At 69.3% G+C, this 14,982-nt stretch carries 16 protein-coding genes; 7 read left to right on the plus strand and 9 right to left on the minus strand.

Going from position 1 to position 14,982, the window contains the following annotated elements:
• Window positions 1-203: 203 nt before the first annotated feature.
• Entirely contained in the window at window positions 204-1,592 is a 1,389-nt protein-coding gene (locus tag AC5Y30_RS05060; protein ID WP_499917015.1) for an FAD-dependent oxidoreductase, read from the plus strand.
• On the opposite strand, the gene AC5Y30_RS05065 is transcribed toward AC5Y30_RS05060, so the two are convergent.
• From AC5Y30_RS05065 to carD, 6 genes are read right to left on the minus strand one after another with little or no spacing between them, the layout of a single operon-like run.
• Entirely contained in the window at window positions 1,573-2,478 is a 906-nt protein-coding gene (locus AC5Y30_RS05065; protein WP_499917633.1) for a glycerophosphodiester phosphodiesterase, read from the minus strand. The two genes, AC5Y30_RS05060 and AC5Y30_RS05065, sit on opposite strands and share 20 nt — an antisense overlap.
• A 33-nt stretch (window positions 2,479-2,511) precedes the next feature.
• Window positions 2,512-3,444, minus strand: a complete 933-nt coding sequence (rlmB, locus tag AC5Y30_RS05070) for a 23S rRNA (guanosine(2251)-2'-O)-methyltransferase RlmB (RefSeq protein ID WP_499917017.1) — start codon at window positions 3,442-3,444, stop codon at window positions 2,512-2,514.
• Complete coding sequence (cysS, locus tag AC5Y30_RS05075; protein ID WP_499917019.1) at window positions 3,445-4,863, minus strand: cysteine--tRNA ligase; 1,419 nt, start codon at window positions 4,861-4,863, stop codon at window positions 3,445-3,447. It abuts the gene before it with no gap.
• A 49-nt stretch (window positions 4,864-4,912) separates the two neighbouring features.
• Window positions 4,913-5,401 (minus strand): 2-C-methyl-D-erythritol 2,4-cyclodiphosphate synthase, encoded by a 489-nt coding sequence (gene ispF / locus AC5Y30_RS05080; protein WP_499917021.1) that lies wholly within the window; start codon window positions 5,399-5,401, stop codon window positions 4,913-4,915.
• On the minus strand, window positions 5,398-6,102 hold the full coding sequence (gene ispD, locus AC5Y30_RS05085) for a 2-C-methyl-D-erythritol 4-phosphate cytidylyltransferase (RefSeq protein ID WP_499917634.1): 705 nt from the start codon (window positions 6,100-6,102) through the stop codon (window positions 5,398-5,400). Before ispD ends, ispF begins: the two co-directional genes overlap by 4 nt.
• A gap of 34 nt (window positions 6,103-6,136) precedes the next feature.
• Window positions 6,137-6,625, minus strand: a complete 489-nt coding sequence (gene carD / locus AC5Y30_RS05090; RefSeq protein WP_007166539.1) for an RNA polymerase-binding transcription factor CarD — start codon at window positions 6,623-6,625, stop codon at window positions 6,137-6,139.
• A gap of 290 nt (window positions 6,626-6,915) precedes the next feature.
• Between carD and AC5Y30_RS05095 the strand changes: the two genes are divergently transcribed.
• From AC5Y30_RS05095 to disA, 3 genes are read left to right on the plus strand one after another with little or no spacing between them, the layout of a single operon-like run.
• Window positions 6,916-7,476: a copper chaperone PCu(A)C domain-containing protein gene (locus AC5Y30_RS05095; protein WP_499917024.1), complete on the plus strand. Its 561-nt coding sequence runs from the start codon at window positions 6,916-6,918 to the stop codon at window positions 7,474-7,476.
• A gap of 49 nt (window positions 7,477-7,525) precedes the next feature.
• Window positions 7,526-8,962 (plus strand): DNA repair protein RadA, encoded by a 1,437-nt coding sequence (gene radA / locus AC5Y30_RS05100; protein ID WP_499917026.1) that lies wholly within the window; start codon window positions 7,526-7,528, stop codon window positions 8,960-8,962.
• Between the two features lie 6 nt (window positions 8,963-8,968).
• Window positions 8,969-10,042, plus strand: a complete 1,074-nt coding sequence (gene disA / locus AC5Y30_RS05105; RefSeq protein WP_064952044.1) for a DNA integrity scanning diadenylate cyclase DisA — start codon at window positions 8,969-8,971, stop codon at window positions 10,040-10,042.
• A gap of 13 nt (window positions 10,043-10,055) precedes the next feature.
• Here disA and AC5Y30_RS05110 read toward each other — a convergent pair whose 3' ends face one another.
• Both AC5Y30_RS05110 and AC5Y30_RS05115 read right to left on the minus strand, forming a co-directional pair.
• Complete coding sequence (locus tag AC5Y30_RS05110) at window positions 10,056-10,865, minus strand: hypothetical protein (protein WP_499917028.1); 810 nt, start codon at window positions 10,863-10,865, stop codon at window positions 10,056-10,058.
• Window positions 10,866-10,981: 116 nt separating this feature from the next.
• A complete protein-coding gene (locus AC5Y30_RS05115; RefSeq protein WP_499917030.1) occupies window positions 10,982-11,599 on the minus strand; it encodes a carbonic anhydrase in 618 nt (205 codons plus the stop codon).
• On the opposite strand from AC5Y30_RS05115, the gene AC5Y30_RS05120 reads away from it, so the two are divergent.
• On the plus strand, window positions 11,598-12,518 hold the full coding sequence (locus AC5Y30_RS05120) for an iron-sulfur binding domain-containing protein (protein ID WP_499917031.1): 921 nt from the start codon (window positions 11,598-11,600) through the stop codon (window positions 12,516-12,518). The two genes, AC5Y30_RS05115 and AC5Y30_RS05120, sit on opposite strands and share 2 nt — an antisense overlap.
• Here the strand turns inward: AC5Y30_RS05120 and AC5Y30_RS05125 are convergent.
• The gene (locus tag AC5Y30_RS05125; RefSeq protein WP_499917032.1) at window positions 12,501-13,256 is read right to left on the minus strand and encodes an alpha/beta fold hydrolase; all 756 of its coding nucleotides are present in this window, start codon (window positions 13,254-13,256) and stop codon (window positions 12,501-12,503) included. The two genes, AC5Y30_RS05120 and AC5Y30_RS05125, sit on opposite strands and share 18 nt — an antisense overlap.
• Window positions 13,257-13,320: 64 nt before the next feature.
• Here AC5Y30_RS05125 and mhuD point away from each other — a divergent pair, with 64 nt between their 5' ends.
• Together mhuD and AC5Y30_RS05135 are read left to right on the plus strand one after the other, a co-directional pair.
• Window positions 13,321-13,641 carry a mycobilin-forming heme oxygenase MhuD gene (gene mhuD, locus AC5Y30_RS05130; RefSeq protein WP_007772332.1) on the plus strand — a complete coding sequence of 107 codons (321 nt, stop codon included), beginning with the start codon at window positions 13,321-13,323 and terminating at the stop codon, window positions 13,639-13,641.
• Window positions 13,616-14,980, plus strand: coding sequence for a serine hydrolase (locus AC5Y30_RS05135; protein WP_499917035.1), 1,365 nt, complete (start codon window positions 13,616-13,618; stop codon window positions 14,978-14,980). The genes mhuD and AC5Y30_RS05135 overlap by 26 nt, the downstream gene beginning before the upstream one ends.
• Window positions 14,981-14,982 lie beyond the last annotated feature (2 nt).

Consider the following 14,982-nt stretch of genomic DNA (forward strand, 5'->3'; position numbering starts at 1 on the left):
ATAACGGCGCGCGAGCGTCGAACGCGAGGCTTTGCCGGTGATTCGGCGACCTTACGTGTAGCCGCCGCGCAGCAATGACGTAGTCGACTACGCTGTCGGCCCCGTTTTCGGGGCATGAGCATGGCTTTTGTTAGTCAGGCGCTCAGCACAGGTGGTGGAGTATGGCAAAGGTCGGCAATCACGCATTGGTACTGGGAGCGAGCATGGCGGGTCTGGTCGCCGCGCGCACGCTCAGCGAGTTCTTCCACACGGTCACGGTGGTGGAGCGCGATCCGCTGCCCGACATCCCTCCCGAAACCGCCGCCGCTCGCCGGGGCGTGCCGCAGGGCCGCCACCTCCATGGCCTGCTGCCCCGCGGCGCTCAGGTGCTCGAGCAATTGTTCCCCGGTGTCCTCGACGAGATGGTCATGGACGGCGCACATCACCTGGATGGCCGCGACCTCTCCCGGCTCTACTATCACTTGGGCGGGCACCTGATGGTGCGCACCGGCGGCGCCCCCTCGTTCGCCGCGTATCTCGCCACCCGGCCCTTCCTCGAAGAACACGTCCGCGCGCGGCTGCGCCGCATCGCCAATGTCACCCTGCTCGACGAGCACGACATCGTGGACCTGACCACGACGCCGGACCGCCGGCGCGTCACCGGCGCCCGAATCGTCAACCGTCGGACCCGCGAGGACATCACGCTGAGCGCGGACCTGGTGCTCGATGCCACCGGGCGCGGCGCCCGCACCCCGGCATGGCTGACGGCCCTGGGCTACGAGCGCCCGGCCGAGGTGCACGTCCCGGTGCACCTGACCTATGCGAGCCAATGCCTGCGCATGGCACCGGACGCGCTGCACGAATTCGGCTTCGTCGTCGGGACGGTGCCGGGCCGGCCGCGCGGGCTGGGCACGCTGCGCGCGGAGAACGACACCTGGATGTTCACGGTTTTCGGAGTAGCGGGCCACGCGCCGCCGTCGATAGACCTGATATCCATGTGCGAGTTCGTCTGGGACTGCGCGCCGCCCCACCTGCTGGCAGCGGTCCTGGCCGCCGAACCCATCGGAGAGCCCACCCGGCACGGCCAGCCGTCCAGTCAATGGCGCCGCTACGACCAGATGCAGCAGTTCCCCGAAGGCCTGCTGGTCATGGGCGATGCGATCTGCAGCTTCAATCCGATCTACGGCCAGGGCATGACGGTCGCCGCGCTGGAGGCGGTGGCACTGCGTGACTGCTTGTCCGGTGGCACAAAGCATTTGGCGCGGCGATTCTTCCGGGCCGCCGCGGTGCCGATCCGCCAGGCGTGGGAGCTGTCGGCCAACCCGGACCTGTGCCTACCCGAAATCGAGGGCACCGCACCGCTGTTCACCCGAATGCTCAACGGGTATCTCGATCGCATACTCACCGCCACCGAATACGACCCCGTCGCGGTCGACCGCTTCGTCAAGGTCACCGCGCTCATCGACCCCGCTACCCGGCTGCTGCGCCCGAATATGGTGTGGCGGGCCGCCCTGGCCAACCGCCGCAAACCGCGCCCCGGCGACGAGCGGCCGGCTCGTGCGGACGGCGACCTGGCCGGAAGCGCGGCCCCCGCTAGCCGCGCCGGTAGCTAGGGGGCAACGGCATGCCGAGCTCGGCCAGGACGCTGCGCAACACCGTCGGGTAATCGGTGATGATGCCGTCGACGCCAAAGCCGATCTGCTGACGCATGGCGGCGGCATCGTTGACCGTCCAGGGAATGACCTTGAGCCCCAACGCATGTGCGCGCTCGACGTACGGCTTGCCGGTGACCAGCTGGTAGTCCGGTGAGACGATGTCGGCGCCCACCGTCCGCGCGCCGATCAGGGGATCGCCCATGCCCGGCGCCCAGGTGTGATCGTCGTACAGGGCCACCAACGGAATCGACGGTTCGGCGCCGCGCACCAGTGGCAGGGTGCGCCAGTCGAAGCTCTGGATCTGCACGCGGTCGACCTTGCCCGCGGATCGGACCGCGGCCAGTATCACGTCGACGAACTCCTGCGGTTCGGCAGACGCGCCGGGCCGATCGGCCTCCACCTTGGTTTCGATGTTGTAGCGGATCGCGTCGGCGCCGTAGGAGTCGGCGAGCGCGAACACCTGCGGCAGCGTCGCTATCCTGTTTCCCCGCACCACTTCGGCCCGCGGGTAGTCGCCGAGCAGGTGCCCACAGTCCAAGGTATCGACCTGCGCCAGGGTGAGGTCGTGCACGAGCTTGCCGACGTACGGATACTGCGGGTCATTCTGGTATGCGGGAGCGGTATCGGCGCACTTCTCGGGCTGAATCGTCGGGTCATGCCACACCAGCGGTTGCGCGTCCTTGGTGATGACGATGTCCAATTCCAATGTGCTGACGCCCAATTCGATCGCCTTGGCGAAGGCCCGTAACGATTCCTCAGTCGTCTCGCCGCGCCCGCCGCGGTGGGCCTGCAGGTCGAATTCCGGGGGTTGCGCGGTGGCCGGCCCGGCGAGCAACACCGCCATCGCCAGCAGCGCGGCGGCGAGGCGGGCGATCACTCAATGCCTTCGCTGGCGCGTGATTTCGGCAAGCACCACCCCGGCGGCGACGGATGCGTTCAGCGACTCGGTGTTTCCGGCCATCGGGATGGACACGACCTCGTCGCAGTTCTGCCGAACCAGGCGCGACAGACCCTTGCCTTCCGAGCCTACGACGACCACCAGCGGATCGGTGCCGTCGATGTCATCGAGCATGGTGTCACCGCCGGCATCCAGCCCGACCACCCGCAACCCGCGCGCGGCCCAATCCGTCAGTGTCCGAGTCAGATTCGTGGCCCGCGCCACCGGGATGCGGGCCGCGGCCCCTGCGCTGGTACGCCATGCCACCGCGGTCACCGAGGCCGACCGTCGCTGCGGGATCAGCACCCCGTGGCCGCCGAACGCCGCCACCGAACGCACGATGGCGCCTAGGTTGCGCGGGTCGGAGATGTTGTCCAGCGCGACCAGCAGCGCCGGCGGCGAGGCGATCGCGGCGGCAACCAGATCGTCGGGGTGGGCGTAGTCGTAGGGCGGCACCTGCAACGCGATTCCCTGATGCAGGTGGTTGCTGGTCATGCGGTCCAGATCGTTGCGCGGCACCTCGAGGATGGCGATTCCCAAATCCGCTGCGCGGGTGACGGATTCGGTCAGCCGCTCGTCGGCTTCGGTGCCCAGCGCCACGTAGAGGGCGGTGGCCGGCACCCCGGCCCGCAAGCACTCCAGCACCGGGTTGCGGCCGAGCACCGTCTCGGATTCGTCGGTGCGGCCCCGCGCCGGCCGACGGGCCTCGGCCTTGGCGCGCTTGGCAGCCGGATGGTTGGGGCGCAGGTGCGCGGGAGGGGTGGGGCCGCGTCCCTCCAGGCCGCGGCGCCGCTGGCCCCCGGAACCCACGGTGGCGCCCTTCTTGGTGCCCTCCTTGCGGATCGCGCCACGGCGACGCGAGTTGCCGGCCATTTACTTGTCGCGTTTTTCTTCGTGGGCCAAAAGCTCCCACTGCGGGCCGTCGGCGGTGTCGGTGACCTCGATTCCGGCGTACTTGAGCCGGTCGCGGATCTCGTCGGCGAGCGCCCAGTTGCGTTCCTCGCGCGCCTTCTGCCGATTCTCCAGCTCCGCCTGGACCAGCACGTCGACGGCGGCCAGCGCCGCCGATGTCTCGTCGCGGGTCTCCCAGCGTTCGTCGAGCGGGTCGCAACCCAGGATGCCCATCATCGCGCGGATCGCGTTCGCATGTCGCAGCGCGCCTTCGTGATCGCCGGAGTCCAGGGCCCGGTTGCCCTCCGCGCGGGAAGCGTGCACTTCGGCCAGCGCGGCCGGCACGGCCAGGTCGTCGTTGAGCGCCTCGGCGAACTTTGGCGTCCATTGCCCGGGCTCGACGCCGCCCACCCGCACCCGAACGCGATGCAGGAAGTCCTCAACGCCCACATAGGCTTTCACCGCGTCCTGCAGGGCGACCTCGGAGAATTCCAGCATCGACCGGTAGTGGGCGCTGCCCAGGTAGTAGCGCAGTTCGGCGGCGCGCACGCGCTGCAGTAACGCCGGTATGGCCAGCACGTTGCCCAGCGATTTGCTCATCTTCTCGCCGCCCATCGTCACCCAGCCGTTGTGCAGCCAGTAGCGCGCGAATCCGTCGCCGGCGGCGCGGCTCTGGGCGATCTCGTTCTCGTGATGCGGAAAGACCAAATCCATTCCACCGCAATGGATGTCGAATTCCGGCCCGAGATAGGTGCGGGCCATCGCGGAGCATTCCAGGTGCCAGCCCGGGCGCCCCCGCCCCCACGGCGACGGCCATGACGGCTCGCCGGGCTTTTCGCCCTTCCACAGCGTGAAGTCGCGCTGGTCACGCTTGCAGGTGGCGACCCCCTCGCCCTGATGGACGTCATCGATCTTGTGGCCGGACAGCTGCCCGTATTCGGGATAGCTGAGCACGTTGAAGTAGACGTCGCCCCCGGCGGCGTAGGCGTGATCGGTTTCGATCAGCCGTTCCATCAGTTCGACCATCTGGGTGATGTGCCCGGTGGCTCGCGGCTCGGCCGACGGCGGCAGCACGTCCAGCGCGTCGTAGGCGGCGCTGAAGGCGCGTTCGTAGGTGGCAGCCCACTCCCACCACGGCCGACCCGCGGCGGCCGCCTTGGCCAGGATCTTGTCCTCGATGTCGGTGACGTTGCGGATGAACGCGACGTCGCAGCCGCGGGCGATCAGCCATCGGCGCAGGATGTCGAAGGCCACCCCACTGCGGACATGGCCGATGTGCGGCAGGCCCTGGACGGTGGCGCCACACAGGTAGATGGAGACGTGACCCTCGCGCAGCGGAACGAAGTCACGCACGGCACCGGCCGCCGTGTCGTGTAGCCGCAAGCGGGCGCGATCGGTCACGACGTGCCAGCTTACCGGGTGCTTCCCAGGCGCCCGGCGCTGCGCGGGCTTACCCGGTGGCGATCACCAGCGCGGTGGCGATCGCGGCCAGGCCCTCGCCACGTCCGGTCAGCCCCAACCCGTCGGTCGTCGTCGCCGACACCGAGACCGGCGCCCCCAGCAGCTCCGACAGCACCCGCTGCGCCTCGTCGCGGCGTGGACCGACCTTCGGCCGGTTTCCGACGACCTGCACCGCGGCGTTGCCGATCCGGAAACCGTGGTGCGCGGTCAGCTCCGCGACGTGGCGCAGCATGTCGGCGCCACTGACGCCCTGCCAGCGCGGATCGTCGACCCCGAACACCGCGCCCACGTCGCCCATCCCGGCCGCCGACAACACCGCGTCGCACAGCGCGTGCGCCGCGACGTCGCCGTCGGAATGTCCGGCACAGCCGTCGGCGTCGGCGAAAAGCAGACCCAGCAGCCAGCACGGGCGGCCGGATTCGATCGGGTGTACGTCGACGCCGAGCCCCACCCTGGGAAAGGGATCCGGCCCGTTCACCCGCGCACCACGGTCTCGGCCAGTAAGAGATCGAGCTGCGTGGTGATCTTGAATGCCAGCGGATCGCCCTCGACGACCTGGACCTGGCCGCCGACATGCTCGACCAGCGACGCGTCATCGGTGAAACCCGGCATCCCGGCCCCGGCGCGGTAGGCACGCGACAGCAGGTCGGCCGCGAAGCCCTGCGGAGTCTGCACGGCGCGCAGCCCGGCGCGCTCCGGCGTCCCCAGGACCACCCCGTTGGCGTCCACGGCCTTGATGGTGTCATGCAGACGCAACGCGGGCACCACGGCGTCGTGACCGGCCCGCAGCGCCGCCACCACGCGGGTGATCAGCGTCGGGGGCGTCAGCGCCCGCGCGGCGTCGTGCACCAGCACGAACTCAGACGCCGCGGGCAGGGCCGCCAGGGCCAGGCTGACGGATTCGGTGCGGTCGGGGCCGCCCGCGACGGCGGTGACCCGTCCAGCGCCGACGTGATCACCCAGGAGCCGCCTGGCCTCGTCGATCCGGTCGGCGGGGACGGCCACCGCGACGTGATCGACGACGCCGGATTCCAGCAAGCCGGCGACGGCGCGCTGTAGCAGCGTGCGCCCGTCGACCAGACAGAATGCCTTGGGAATTCCGGCGGCCAGTCGTTCGCCCGACCCTGCGGCGGGAACGACAGCGACTACTTTGCCCGAGGTGCCCGTCTCCGGGGCCAACCCCGTCTCCGGGACCAACGAAGTGTCAGGACCTTCAGGAAGCGGCGGCCAGAACCTCGTCGAGGATGGTCTCCGCCTTGGCGTCGTCGGTGCTCTCGGCCAGCGCCAATTCACCGACCAGAATCTGGCGGGCCTTGGCCAGCATCCGCTTCTCGCCGGCCGACAGACCACGCTCCTGGTCGCGACGCCACAGGTCGCGGACTACCTCGGCGACCTTGTTGACATCGCCGGAAGCAAGCTTTTCGAGGTTGGCCTTGTAGCGGCGTGACCAGTTCGTCGGCTCTTCGGTGTGCGGGGCGCGCAGCACCTGGAAGACCTTGTCGAGGCCTTCCTGTCCGACGACGTCGCGAACACCGACGTACTCGGCGTTGTCAGCGGGAACTCGAACGGTCAGGTCACCCTGCGCCACCTTCAAGACGAGATACTCTTTTTGCTCCCCTTTGATGGTGCGGGTTTCGATCGCCTCGACTAACGCAGCACCGTGATGCGGGTAAACAACGGTGTCGCCGACCTTGAAGATCATCTGATTCGAGCCCCTTTCGTTACTTCATCCTAACACGGCCACCTAACTACGCGCGAAGCAACGATGCAGGTCAGGGGCACAACACGCGAAGATTAGGGGTTGACATGGGGATCAAGTCGTGCAGTGCAGCACATTACCAACGCCCCCGGAGAGGCCCGGCGGCGGGCTTGAAATCAGCTCCTGCGCCGCTCCTGCGCAGGTCTGGCGCCCCGCGCTATCGCGCGCGAGACCTTGCTACTACTGTGCATAGTTGCATTTAGTCGAACCGGCTCAGCAGGAGGCTTGAGAGAGTGAACCGCTTCAAGATGCGCCTCGGCCACCCCGCGCTCGCCGTCGCCGGCGCGATGGCCGTTCTGGCCGCTCTGCTCAGCGGTTGCGGAGCCGGTCAGGTCTCGCAGATGGCGGTCCAGGAGCCGGCCATCAACGGCAACAAGGTCACATTCAACAACGTGGCGCTGCGCGACATCCGGATTCAGGCCAGCCAAACCGGCGACTACCTGCAGCCGGGCCGGACCGTGGACCTGGTGCTGGTGGCCGTCAACCAGTCGGCCATTACCGCCGACAGGCTGGTCGGCATCACCAGCGACATCGGCACGGTGACGGTCAGCGGCGACGCTCGACTGCCCGCCGGCGGGTCGCTGTTCATCGGCACGCCGGAGGGCGAGAAGGTGGCACCCGGTCCGATCGGTTCCAACACCGCGGCGGCCAAGGCGACGGTCAACCTGGCCAAGCCCATCTCCAACGGCCTCCTCTACAACTTCACCTTCAACTTCGAGAAGGCCGGGCAGGCCACCGTGGCCGTGCCGATTTCGGCCGGGCTGAAGCCGCCGCAGCAAAACCAAGCGGGGTAACCGCCTGTCGTGACGCGGGCTTGTCGTAGCGGCTCGATACCGTCATGGCGTGGCAACAGCGCGCTCCCAATACCGGTGTTCGGAATGCCGGCATGTCACCGCGAAGTGGGTCGGCCGCTGCCTGGAGTGCGGCACCTGGGGCACCGTTGACGAGGTTCCAGTTCTCAGTGCGGTCGCCGGCCGGCGCAGCGGACTGGCGACGGCGTCGCCGGCGGTGCCCATCACGTCGGTCGAGCCCAACGCCAGCCGGCACCGCAGCACGGGGGTAGGCGAACTCGACCGGGTGCTCGGCGGCGGCGTGGTGCCCGGCTCGGTCACCCTGCTGGCCGGCGATCCGGGCGTGGGTAAGTCGACGCTGCTCCTCGAGGTCGCCCATCGCTGGGCGCGATCCGGCCGCCGCGCGCTGTACATCTCGGGTGAGGAGTCCGCGGGCCAGATCCGGCTGCGCGCCGACCGCATCGGCTGTGGCAGCGACGAAATTTATCTGGCCGCCGAATCGAATCTGCACGCCGTGCTCGAGCACATCGCCACGGTCAAGCCCGCGCTGGTGATCGTCGACTCGGTGCAGACCATGTCGACCACCGAGGCCGACGGTGTCGCCGGGGGCGTCACGCAGGTGCGCGCGGTGACGTCAGCGCTGACCGCCGCGGCCAAATCCAATGGGGTCGCGCTGATCCTGGTCGGGCACGTCACCAAGGATGGGGCGATCGCCGGGCCGCGTTCCTTGGAGCATCTGGTCGATGTGGTGCTGCACTTCGAGGGCGACCGCAACGGCTCGCTGCGCATGGTCCGGGGCATCAAGAACAGGTTCGGGGCCGCCGACGAGGTCGGGTGTTTCCTATTGCACGACAACGGAATCGAGGGCGTCGCCGACCCGTCGAACCTGTTCCTCGATCAGCGCCCGGCGCCGGTTCCCGGGACCGCGATCACGGTGACCCTCGACGGGAAGCGCCCGCTCATCGGTGAGGTGCAGGCGCTGCTCGCCACGCCGGCCGGCGGTTCGCCGCGCCGCGCCGTCAGCGGCATCGACCAATCGCGGGCCGCGATGATCACCGCGGTGCTGGAAAAGCACGCCAGGTTGCCCGTCGCCGCCAACGACATCTACCTGTCCACGGTCGGCGGCATGCGGCTGACCGACCCGTCGTCGGACCTGGCGGTCGCGGTCGCGCTGGCCTCGGCGCTCGCGGACCTGCCGCTGCCCACCACGGCGGTGATGATCGGCGAAGTGGGATTGGCCGGCGACCTGCGGCGGGTCAGCGGCATGGAGCGGCGCCTGTCCGAGGCCGCGCGCCAGGGGTTTTCCATCGCGCTCATCCCGGACGGGGACGATCCGCGGCGCGAGATCGTGCCGAACGGCATGCGGGCGCTCCGCGCGCCCACCATCGTGGCGGCGCTGGAGCACATGATCGACATCGCCGACCACCGCGGTGGCCCGCCCGCAAACTTGCGATCGCTAGACGCATGGCGCTTTCGGCCTGAAGAATGACCTTTTGTGACCCGTCCGACGCTGCGTGAGACCGTCGCCCGCCTGGCTCCAGGCACCGGGCTGCGCGACGGCCTGGAACGCATCCTGCGTGGGCGTACCGGCGCCCTGATCGTGCTCGGCAACGACGAGGCCGTCGAGGCCATCTGCGACGGCGGGTTCGCCCTCGACGTCCGCTACGCCCCCACCCGGCTGCGCGAGCTGGCGAAGATGGACGGCGCCGTGGTGCTGTCCACTGACGGCAGCCGCATCGTGCGGGCCAACGTGCAGCTGGTCCCGGACCCGTCGATCGCCACCGACGAATCGGGAACCCGGCACCGCTCCGCGGAGCGGGCCGCGATCCAGACCGGATACCCGGTGATCTCGGTCAGCCACTCGATGAACATCGTGACCGTCTACGTGGGCGGCGAGCGCCACGTGGTCGCCGACTCGGCGACCATCCTGTCGCGGGCGAACCAGGCCATCGCCACCCTGGAGCGGTACAAGATCCGGCTCGACGAGGTCAGCAGGCAGCTGTCCCGCGCGGAGATCGAGGACTTCGTGACCCTGCGCGACGTCATGACCGTGGTGCAGCGGCTGGAGCTGGTCCGCCGGATCGGCCGGGTGATCGACAACGACGTCGTCGAACTCGGCACCGACGGGCGCCAACTGCGGCTGCAGCTCGACGAGCTGTTGGGCGGCAACGACAACGCGCGCGAACTGATCGTGCGTGATTATCACGCCAGCCCGGAGCCGTTGTCCGAGATGCAGACGACGGCCACGCTGGACGAGCTGGACGCGCTTTCGGATACCGAGCTGCTCGACTTCACCATCCTGGCAAAGGTTTTCGGGTATCCGACCACCACCGAGGCGCAGGACTCGGCGGTCAGCCCGCGCGGCTACCAGGCGCTGGCCGGCATCCCGCGGCTGCAGTTCGCCCACGCCGACCTACTGGTCCGCTCGTTCGGGACGCTGCAGAACGTGCTGGCCGCCAGCGCCACCGACCTGCAATCGGTCGACGGCATCGGCGCGATGTGGGCTCGGCACGTGCGGGAGGGACTGTCGCAGCTGGCGGAGTCGACGATCACCGACTCATTGAGTTAAAGCCTGTGCGGCCTCAGCCGGCCGGCGGCGGGGCCATCGGCGGCGCCTCCGGCTGGGGCACGGCGCCCGGCTGCCCCGGCCCGGGCACCGGGCCCGGTGGTGGCGGCGGCTGGTTCATGATGAACGGAACCGGCATCGAACGCAGATTGCCCAGCTGCACGACGAGGTTGTAGGTGCCCGGCCCGATCGCCGGTCGCGGCAGCGGGCAGTGCGGCGCCGAGCCCATGCCCGTCCAGGTCACCGCGGTGGTCACCTGCTCGCCCGGCGTGAAGGTTTTGATCAGCGTCTCGTTGGACGGGGCGCAGTCCAGGTTCGACCACAGCCGCTTGTTGTCCAGCGAGTAGACGTAGGCCGCCAGCACCGCCGCGCCGACGTCGCGCTTGCAGGCCACCAGGCCGATGTTGGTGACGACCATGGTGAACTTCGGCTGGTCACCGATGAAGTACTGGGGCGCGTTGGTCAGACCCTTGACCGCCAGCGTCGAATCGGGGCAGTCGTCGCCCTCCTTCAGCACCGGCGGCGGTTGGACCGCGGCGGTGGGTGTGGGGGTTTCGGGGTTCTGACCCTGCGCGGGCGGGGCCGCCGGAGCGGGGCCCTCGGGTCCCGGCGGTGGGGGCGCTTGGGGCGCAGGCGATCCCGGCTTGTTCTGAGCGGCACTGGCTTTGTCGGCATTGGCGGGCTTGGCTCCCGCGTTATGCCCCATGAATGCGATGACGACTGCGGCCACGATCCCGATCACGACGACCGCGATACCAATGGCCAGGCCTCTGCGCCGCCAATAGATCTCGGTGGGTAGCGGGCCACGCGGTTCCAGATCGAGCACGTTCGCAGCGTAGGCCCAGGTCACATCGATTCGGCTGACCCGGCTCGGCGTGTCGCCAGGTTTGCTGGCCAACCGCCGTGTAGTGGCGGCCGAGCGCGTGGCCTATTGGTCGCCTGTCAGGCGCCTATGTCGCCGACGTGGTCGCACAACGCCGCCCGGCCGTCGGCGAGGTGGTAGGTGACACCGGCCACGCCCACCGTGCCGTCGGCGATGCGCTCGGCGATCGCCGTGGACCGCGACACGAGCTGCGCAACGGTTTCGCGGACGTGTCGTTCCACGAACTCCTCGACGCGGCTCAGGCCGTCGCGGCGGCCCATCAGGATCGACGGCGCCACCCGCTCCACCACGTCGCGCACGAACCCGCCGGGGATGGATCCCTCGTCGATGGCGCCCAGGGCGGCCTTGATCGCGCCACAGCTGTCGTGACCCAGGACGACGATGAGGGGCACGTTGAGCACGCTCACCGCGAACTCGATGGAACCCAAGACCGCGGTGTCGATGGCCTGCCCGGCGGTGCGCACCACGAACATGTCGCCCAGGCCCTGATCGAAGATGAGCTCGGCGGCGACCCGGCTGTCCGAGCAGCCGAACACGACCGCGGTCGGGCTCTGACCGGCGGCCAGGCTGGCGCGATGCTCAACACTTTGGCTGGGATGCTGCGGCTTACCGGCGACGAATCGCTCGTTACCCTCCTTGAGTGACTTCCAAGCGGTTACCGGACTGGTGTTAGGCATGGCAGAGATTGTGCCGCAAGCAGAGGTGACGGGTCTGACGGGCCCGGAATTCATATCAGCCACCAATCTTGTCGCCTGGTACGACAGCTCGCGCCGCGACCTGCCCTGGCGCGAGCCCGGGGTCAGCGCCTGGCAGATCCTGGTCAGCGAGTTCATGCTGCAGCAGACCCCGGTGTCGCGGGTGCTGCCGATCTGGTCGGATTGGGTGCGGCGCTGGCCCACCGCGTCGGCCACCGCCGCGGCCAGCGCCGCCGACGTGTTGCGCGCCTGGGGCAAGCTGGGCTACCCGCGGCGGGCCAAGCGGTTACACGAGTGCGCCATCGCGGTCGCGCGCGAGCACGACGACGTCGTGCCCGACGACGTCGACACCCTGCTGACGCTGCCCGGTGTCGGCAGCTACACCGCCCGCGCCGTCGCCTGCTTCGCCTACGGACAGCCTGTTCCGGTGGTGGACACCAACGTGCGCCGGGTGGTGGCGCGGGTGGTGCACGGCCTGGCCGACGCGGGGGCGCCGTCGGCGACCCGCGACCACGCCGACGTGTCGGCGCTGCTGCCCGAGGACGGAACGGCACCGAAGTTCTCCGTCGCGCTGATGGAACTGGGCGCGACGGTGTGTACGGCGCGCGCGCCGCGCTGCGGGCTGTGCCCGCTGGGCCGGTGCGCGTGGCGGCACGCCGGTTATCCGCCCGCGCAGGGCCCGGCGCGCCGCGTTCAGGCCTACGCCGGGACCGACCGTCAGGTCCGCGGGCGGCTGATGGATGTGTTGCGCGCCAACGACTCTCCGGTGACCCGCGCCGACCTGGACGTAGCGTGGCTGACCGACACCGCACAGCGCGACCGGGCGCTGTATTCGCTGCTGGCCGACGGCTTGGTGACGCAGACGCGCGACGGCCGGTTCGCCCTAGCCGGCGAGGAATGACTCGACCGCTTGGCGGTACAGCCCGGGCGCCTCGTCGTGAATCAGATGACCGGCTTCCGGGACCTTCAAATACGTTGTAGCTAAGCCGGTTTCGGCCATCTCCCGCATCTGCCCGGGCGGGGTTACCGAATTGCCGGCCTCGATCAGCAGCGCGGGGCAACGCACCGCGCGCCACTGCGCCCAGTAGTCCCGGGTGCCCCACTCGGCGGCGATCTCGATCCACCGCGCGGTGTGACCGTGCAGCCGCCAACCGGTTTCGGTGCGGTCGAAGGCCTCCAGGAAGTATTGGCCGGCGACCGGTCCGAATTCGGCGAAAACCCGCTCGGCGGAGCCGAATTCGACCGGAAGGGCGTGCAGCCAGGGTTCCCAGGGGCCGGTGGTGCGGCCGCGGAAGTCCGGCGCCATGTCCTCGAGCACCAGCGCGGTAACCAGCTCGGGTCGCTCGGCGGCCAGGCACCATGCGTGCAGGGCGCCCATCGAATGCCCGACCACCCGGACGGGCGCCTCCAGCGTGCTCACCGCGTCGACCAAGTCGGCCACGAACCGTTCGGTGCTGATCGGGTGCGGATCTTCGACGTCGCGGCCCCGATGCCACGGCGCGTCGTAGGTGTAGACAGTGCCCAGCCGGGTCAGCCAGGGCAGCTGCCGCGGCCAGGTGGTTCCCCGTCCCATCAGGCCGTGCACCAGCACCAGCGGGTCGCCGTCTCCCCCGTGGCAAGTCAACAGCTGGCTGGGCATAGCACCATCTTGCGTGCACCGCCCACGACCCGGGCACGGGGATGGGCGAGGTAGCCTAGCGGGCATGTCGCCAGTGGTGAAGATCAACGCAATCGAAGTACCCGCCGACGCCGGCCCGGAACTGGAGAAGCGGTTCGCCCACCGGGCGCACGCCGTCGACAACCAGCCCGGCTTCCTCGGCTTTCAGCTGCTCCGCCCGATCAAGGGCGAGAACCGCTACTTCGTGGTGACCCAGTGGGAGTCCGAAGAGGCATTCCAGGCGTGGGCGCAGGGGCCCGCCATCGAGGCGCACTCCGGCGAGCGGGCGAAGCCGGTGGCGACCGGGGCCTCGCTGCTGGAATTCGAGGTTGTGATGGACGTTGCCGGCAACAAGCAGGCTGGCTAGCGGGCTGTCGGCCAGGCGCCGCGCGTGGGTGCTGAGCGCGGCCGCCGCGTTGGTGTTGACCTCGGCGCCCGGTTGCGCCCCTAACCCGTCCCCGCAGGCGAACGCGGCGAATCCGGGACGACAGATCGACACCCGCACCCCGCCCGGCATCCGGGCCCAGCAGACGTTGGACATGCTCAACTCGGACTGGCCGATCGGCCCGGTCGGGGTCGGCACCCTTGCCGCGCCCGACAAGGTCGAGTCGGTTCAAACCACCATGGAGGCGCTGTGGTGGGACCGGCCGTTCACGCTCAACGGCGTCGACCTTGGCGCGAGCGTGGCGACCCTGCACCTGACCTCGTCCTACGGCGCCCGGCAAGACATCCGGATTCACACCGACGACGCCGGTTCGGTGGACCATTTCGACCTCGAGACCCAGGCGCCCACCATCAGCTCGTGGCACGACATCGACGCGGTGCTGAGCAAGACCGGTGCGCGCTACTCCTATCAGGTCGCCAAGGTCGACGATGGGCGTTGCGATCCGGTGGCGGGCACCAACACACACGAATCCTTGCCGCTGGCATCGATTTTCAAGCTGTACGTGTTGCACGCGCTGGCGGGCGCGATCAAGGACGGGACGGTGGCCTGGGATGACCAGCTGACGGTCACCGACAAGAGCCGGGCGGTCGGCTCGTCGGGGCTGGCTTTGCCTGCCGGAGCGCATGTTTCGGTACGCACCGCCGCCGAGAAGATGATCGCCACCAGTGACAACATGGCTACCGACCTGCTGATCGAGAAGATGGGAACGCGCGCCATCTCCGAAGCGCTGGCCACGGCCGGCCATCACGACCCGGCCAGCATGACGCCGTTCCCCACCATGTACGAGTTGTTCTCCGTCGGATGGGGTCGGCCAGACCTGCGCAGCCAATGGGAGCACGGATCGCCGCAAGTCCGCGCGCAACTGCTGAAGCAGGCGAATTCCACGCCGTATGACCCGGATCCGATGCGGGCCCATTCGCCGGCATCCTCCTACGGTGCGGAGTGGTACGGCAACGCCGAGGACATCTGTCGGGTCCATGCGGCGCTGCAGGCCGACGCGGTCGGCAAGGCCGCGCCGGTGCGTGAGATCCTCTCCGCGGTCGCGGGCATCCAGCTGGACCACAATGTGTGGCCGTACATCGGCGCGAAAGCCGGTGGCCTGCCGGGTGATCTGACGTTCAGCTGGTATGCCGTCGACAAGACGCGGCAGCCGTGGGTGGTCAGCTTCCAGCTGAACTGGCCCCGCGATCACGGGCCGACGGTGACCGGCTGGATGCTGAAGATCGCCAAGCAGGCGTTCGCGCTGATCGCCCCGCGCTGAGG

The sequence above is a fragment of the Mycobacterium sp. NGS27 genome (assembly GCF_059813005.1).

Excerpts from the sequence above, each read along its gene's own strand:
- AC5Y30_RS05060 (WP_499917015.1), top strand. The coding sequence starts at position 204 with ATGGCGGGTCTGGTCGCCGCGCGCACGCTCAGCGAGTTCTTCCACACG.
- AC5Y30_RS05065 (WP_499917633.1), bottom strand. The coding sequence starts at position 2,478 with ATGGCGGTGTTGCTCGCCGGGCCGGCCACCGCGCAACCCCCGGAATTC.
- rlmB (WP_499917017.1), bottom strand. The coding sequence starts at position 3,444 with ATGGCCGGCAACTCGCGTCGCCGTGGCGCGATCCGCAAGGAGGGCACC.
- carD (WP_007166539.1), bottom strand. The coding sequence starts at position 6,625 with ATGATCTTCAAGGTCGGCGACACCGTTGTTTACCCGCATCACGGTGCT.
- AC5Y30_RS05120 (WP_499917031.1), top strand. The coding sequence starts at position 11,598 with ATGGCAGAGATTGTGCCGCAAGCAGAGGTGACGGGTCTGACGGGCCCG.
- AC5Y30_RS05115 (WP_499917030.1), bottom strand. The coding sequence starts at position 11,599 with ATGCCTAACACCAGTCCGGTAACCGCTTGGAAGTCACTCAAGGAGGGT.
- AC5Y30_RS05125 (WP_499917032.1), bottom strand. The coding sequence starts at position 13,256 with ATGCCCAGCCAGCTGTTGACTTGCCACGGGGGAGACGGCGACCCGCTG.
- mhuD (WP_007772332.1), top strand. The coding sequence starts at position 13,321 with ATGTCGCCAGTGGTGAAGATCAACGCAATCGAAGTACCCGCCGACGCC.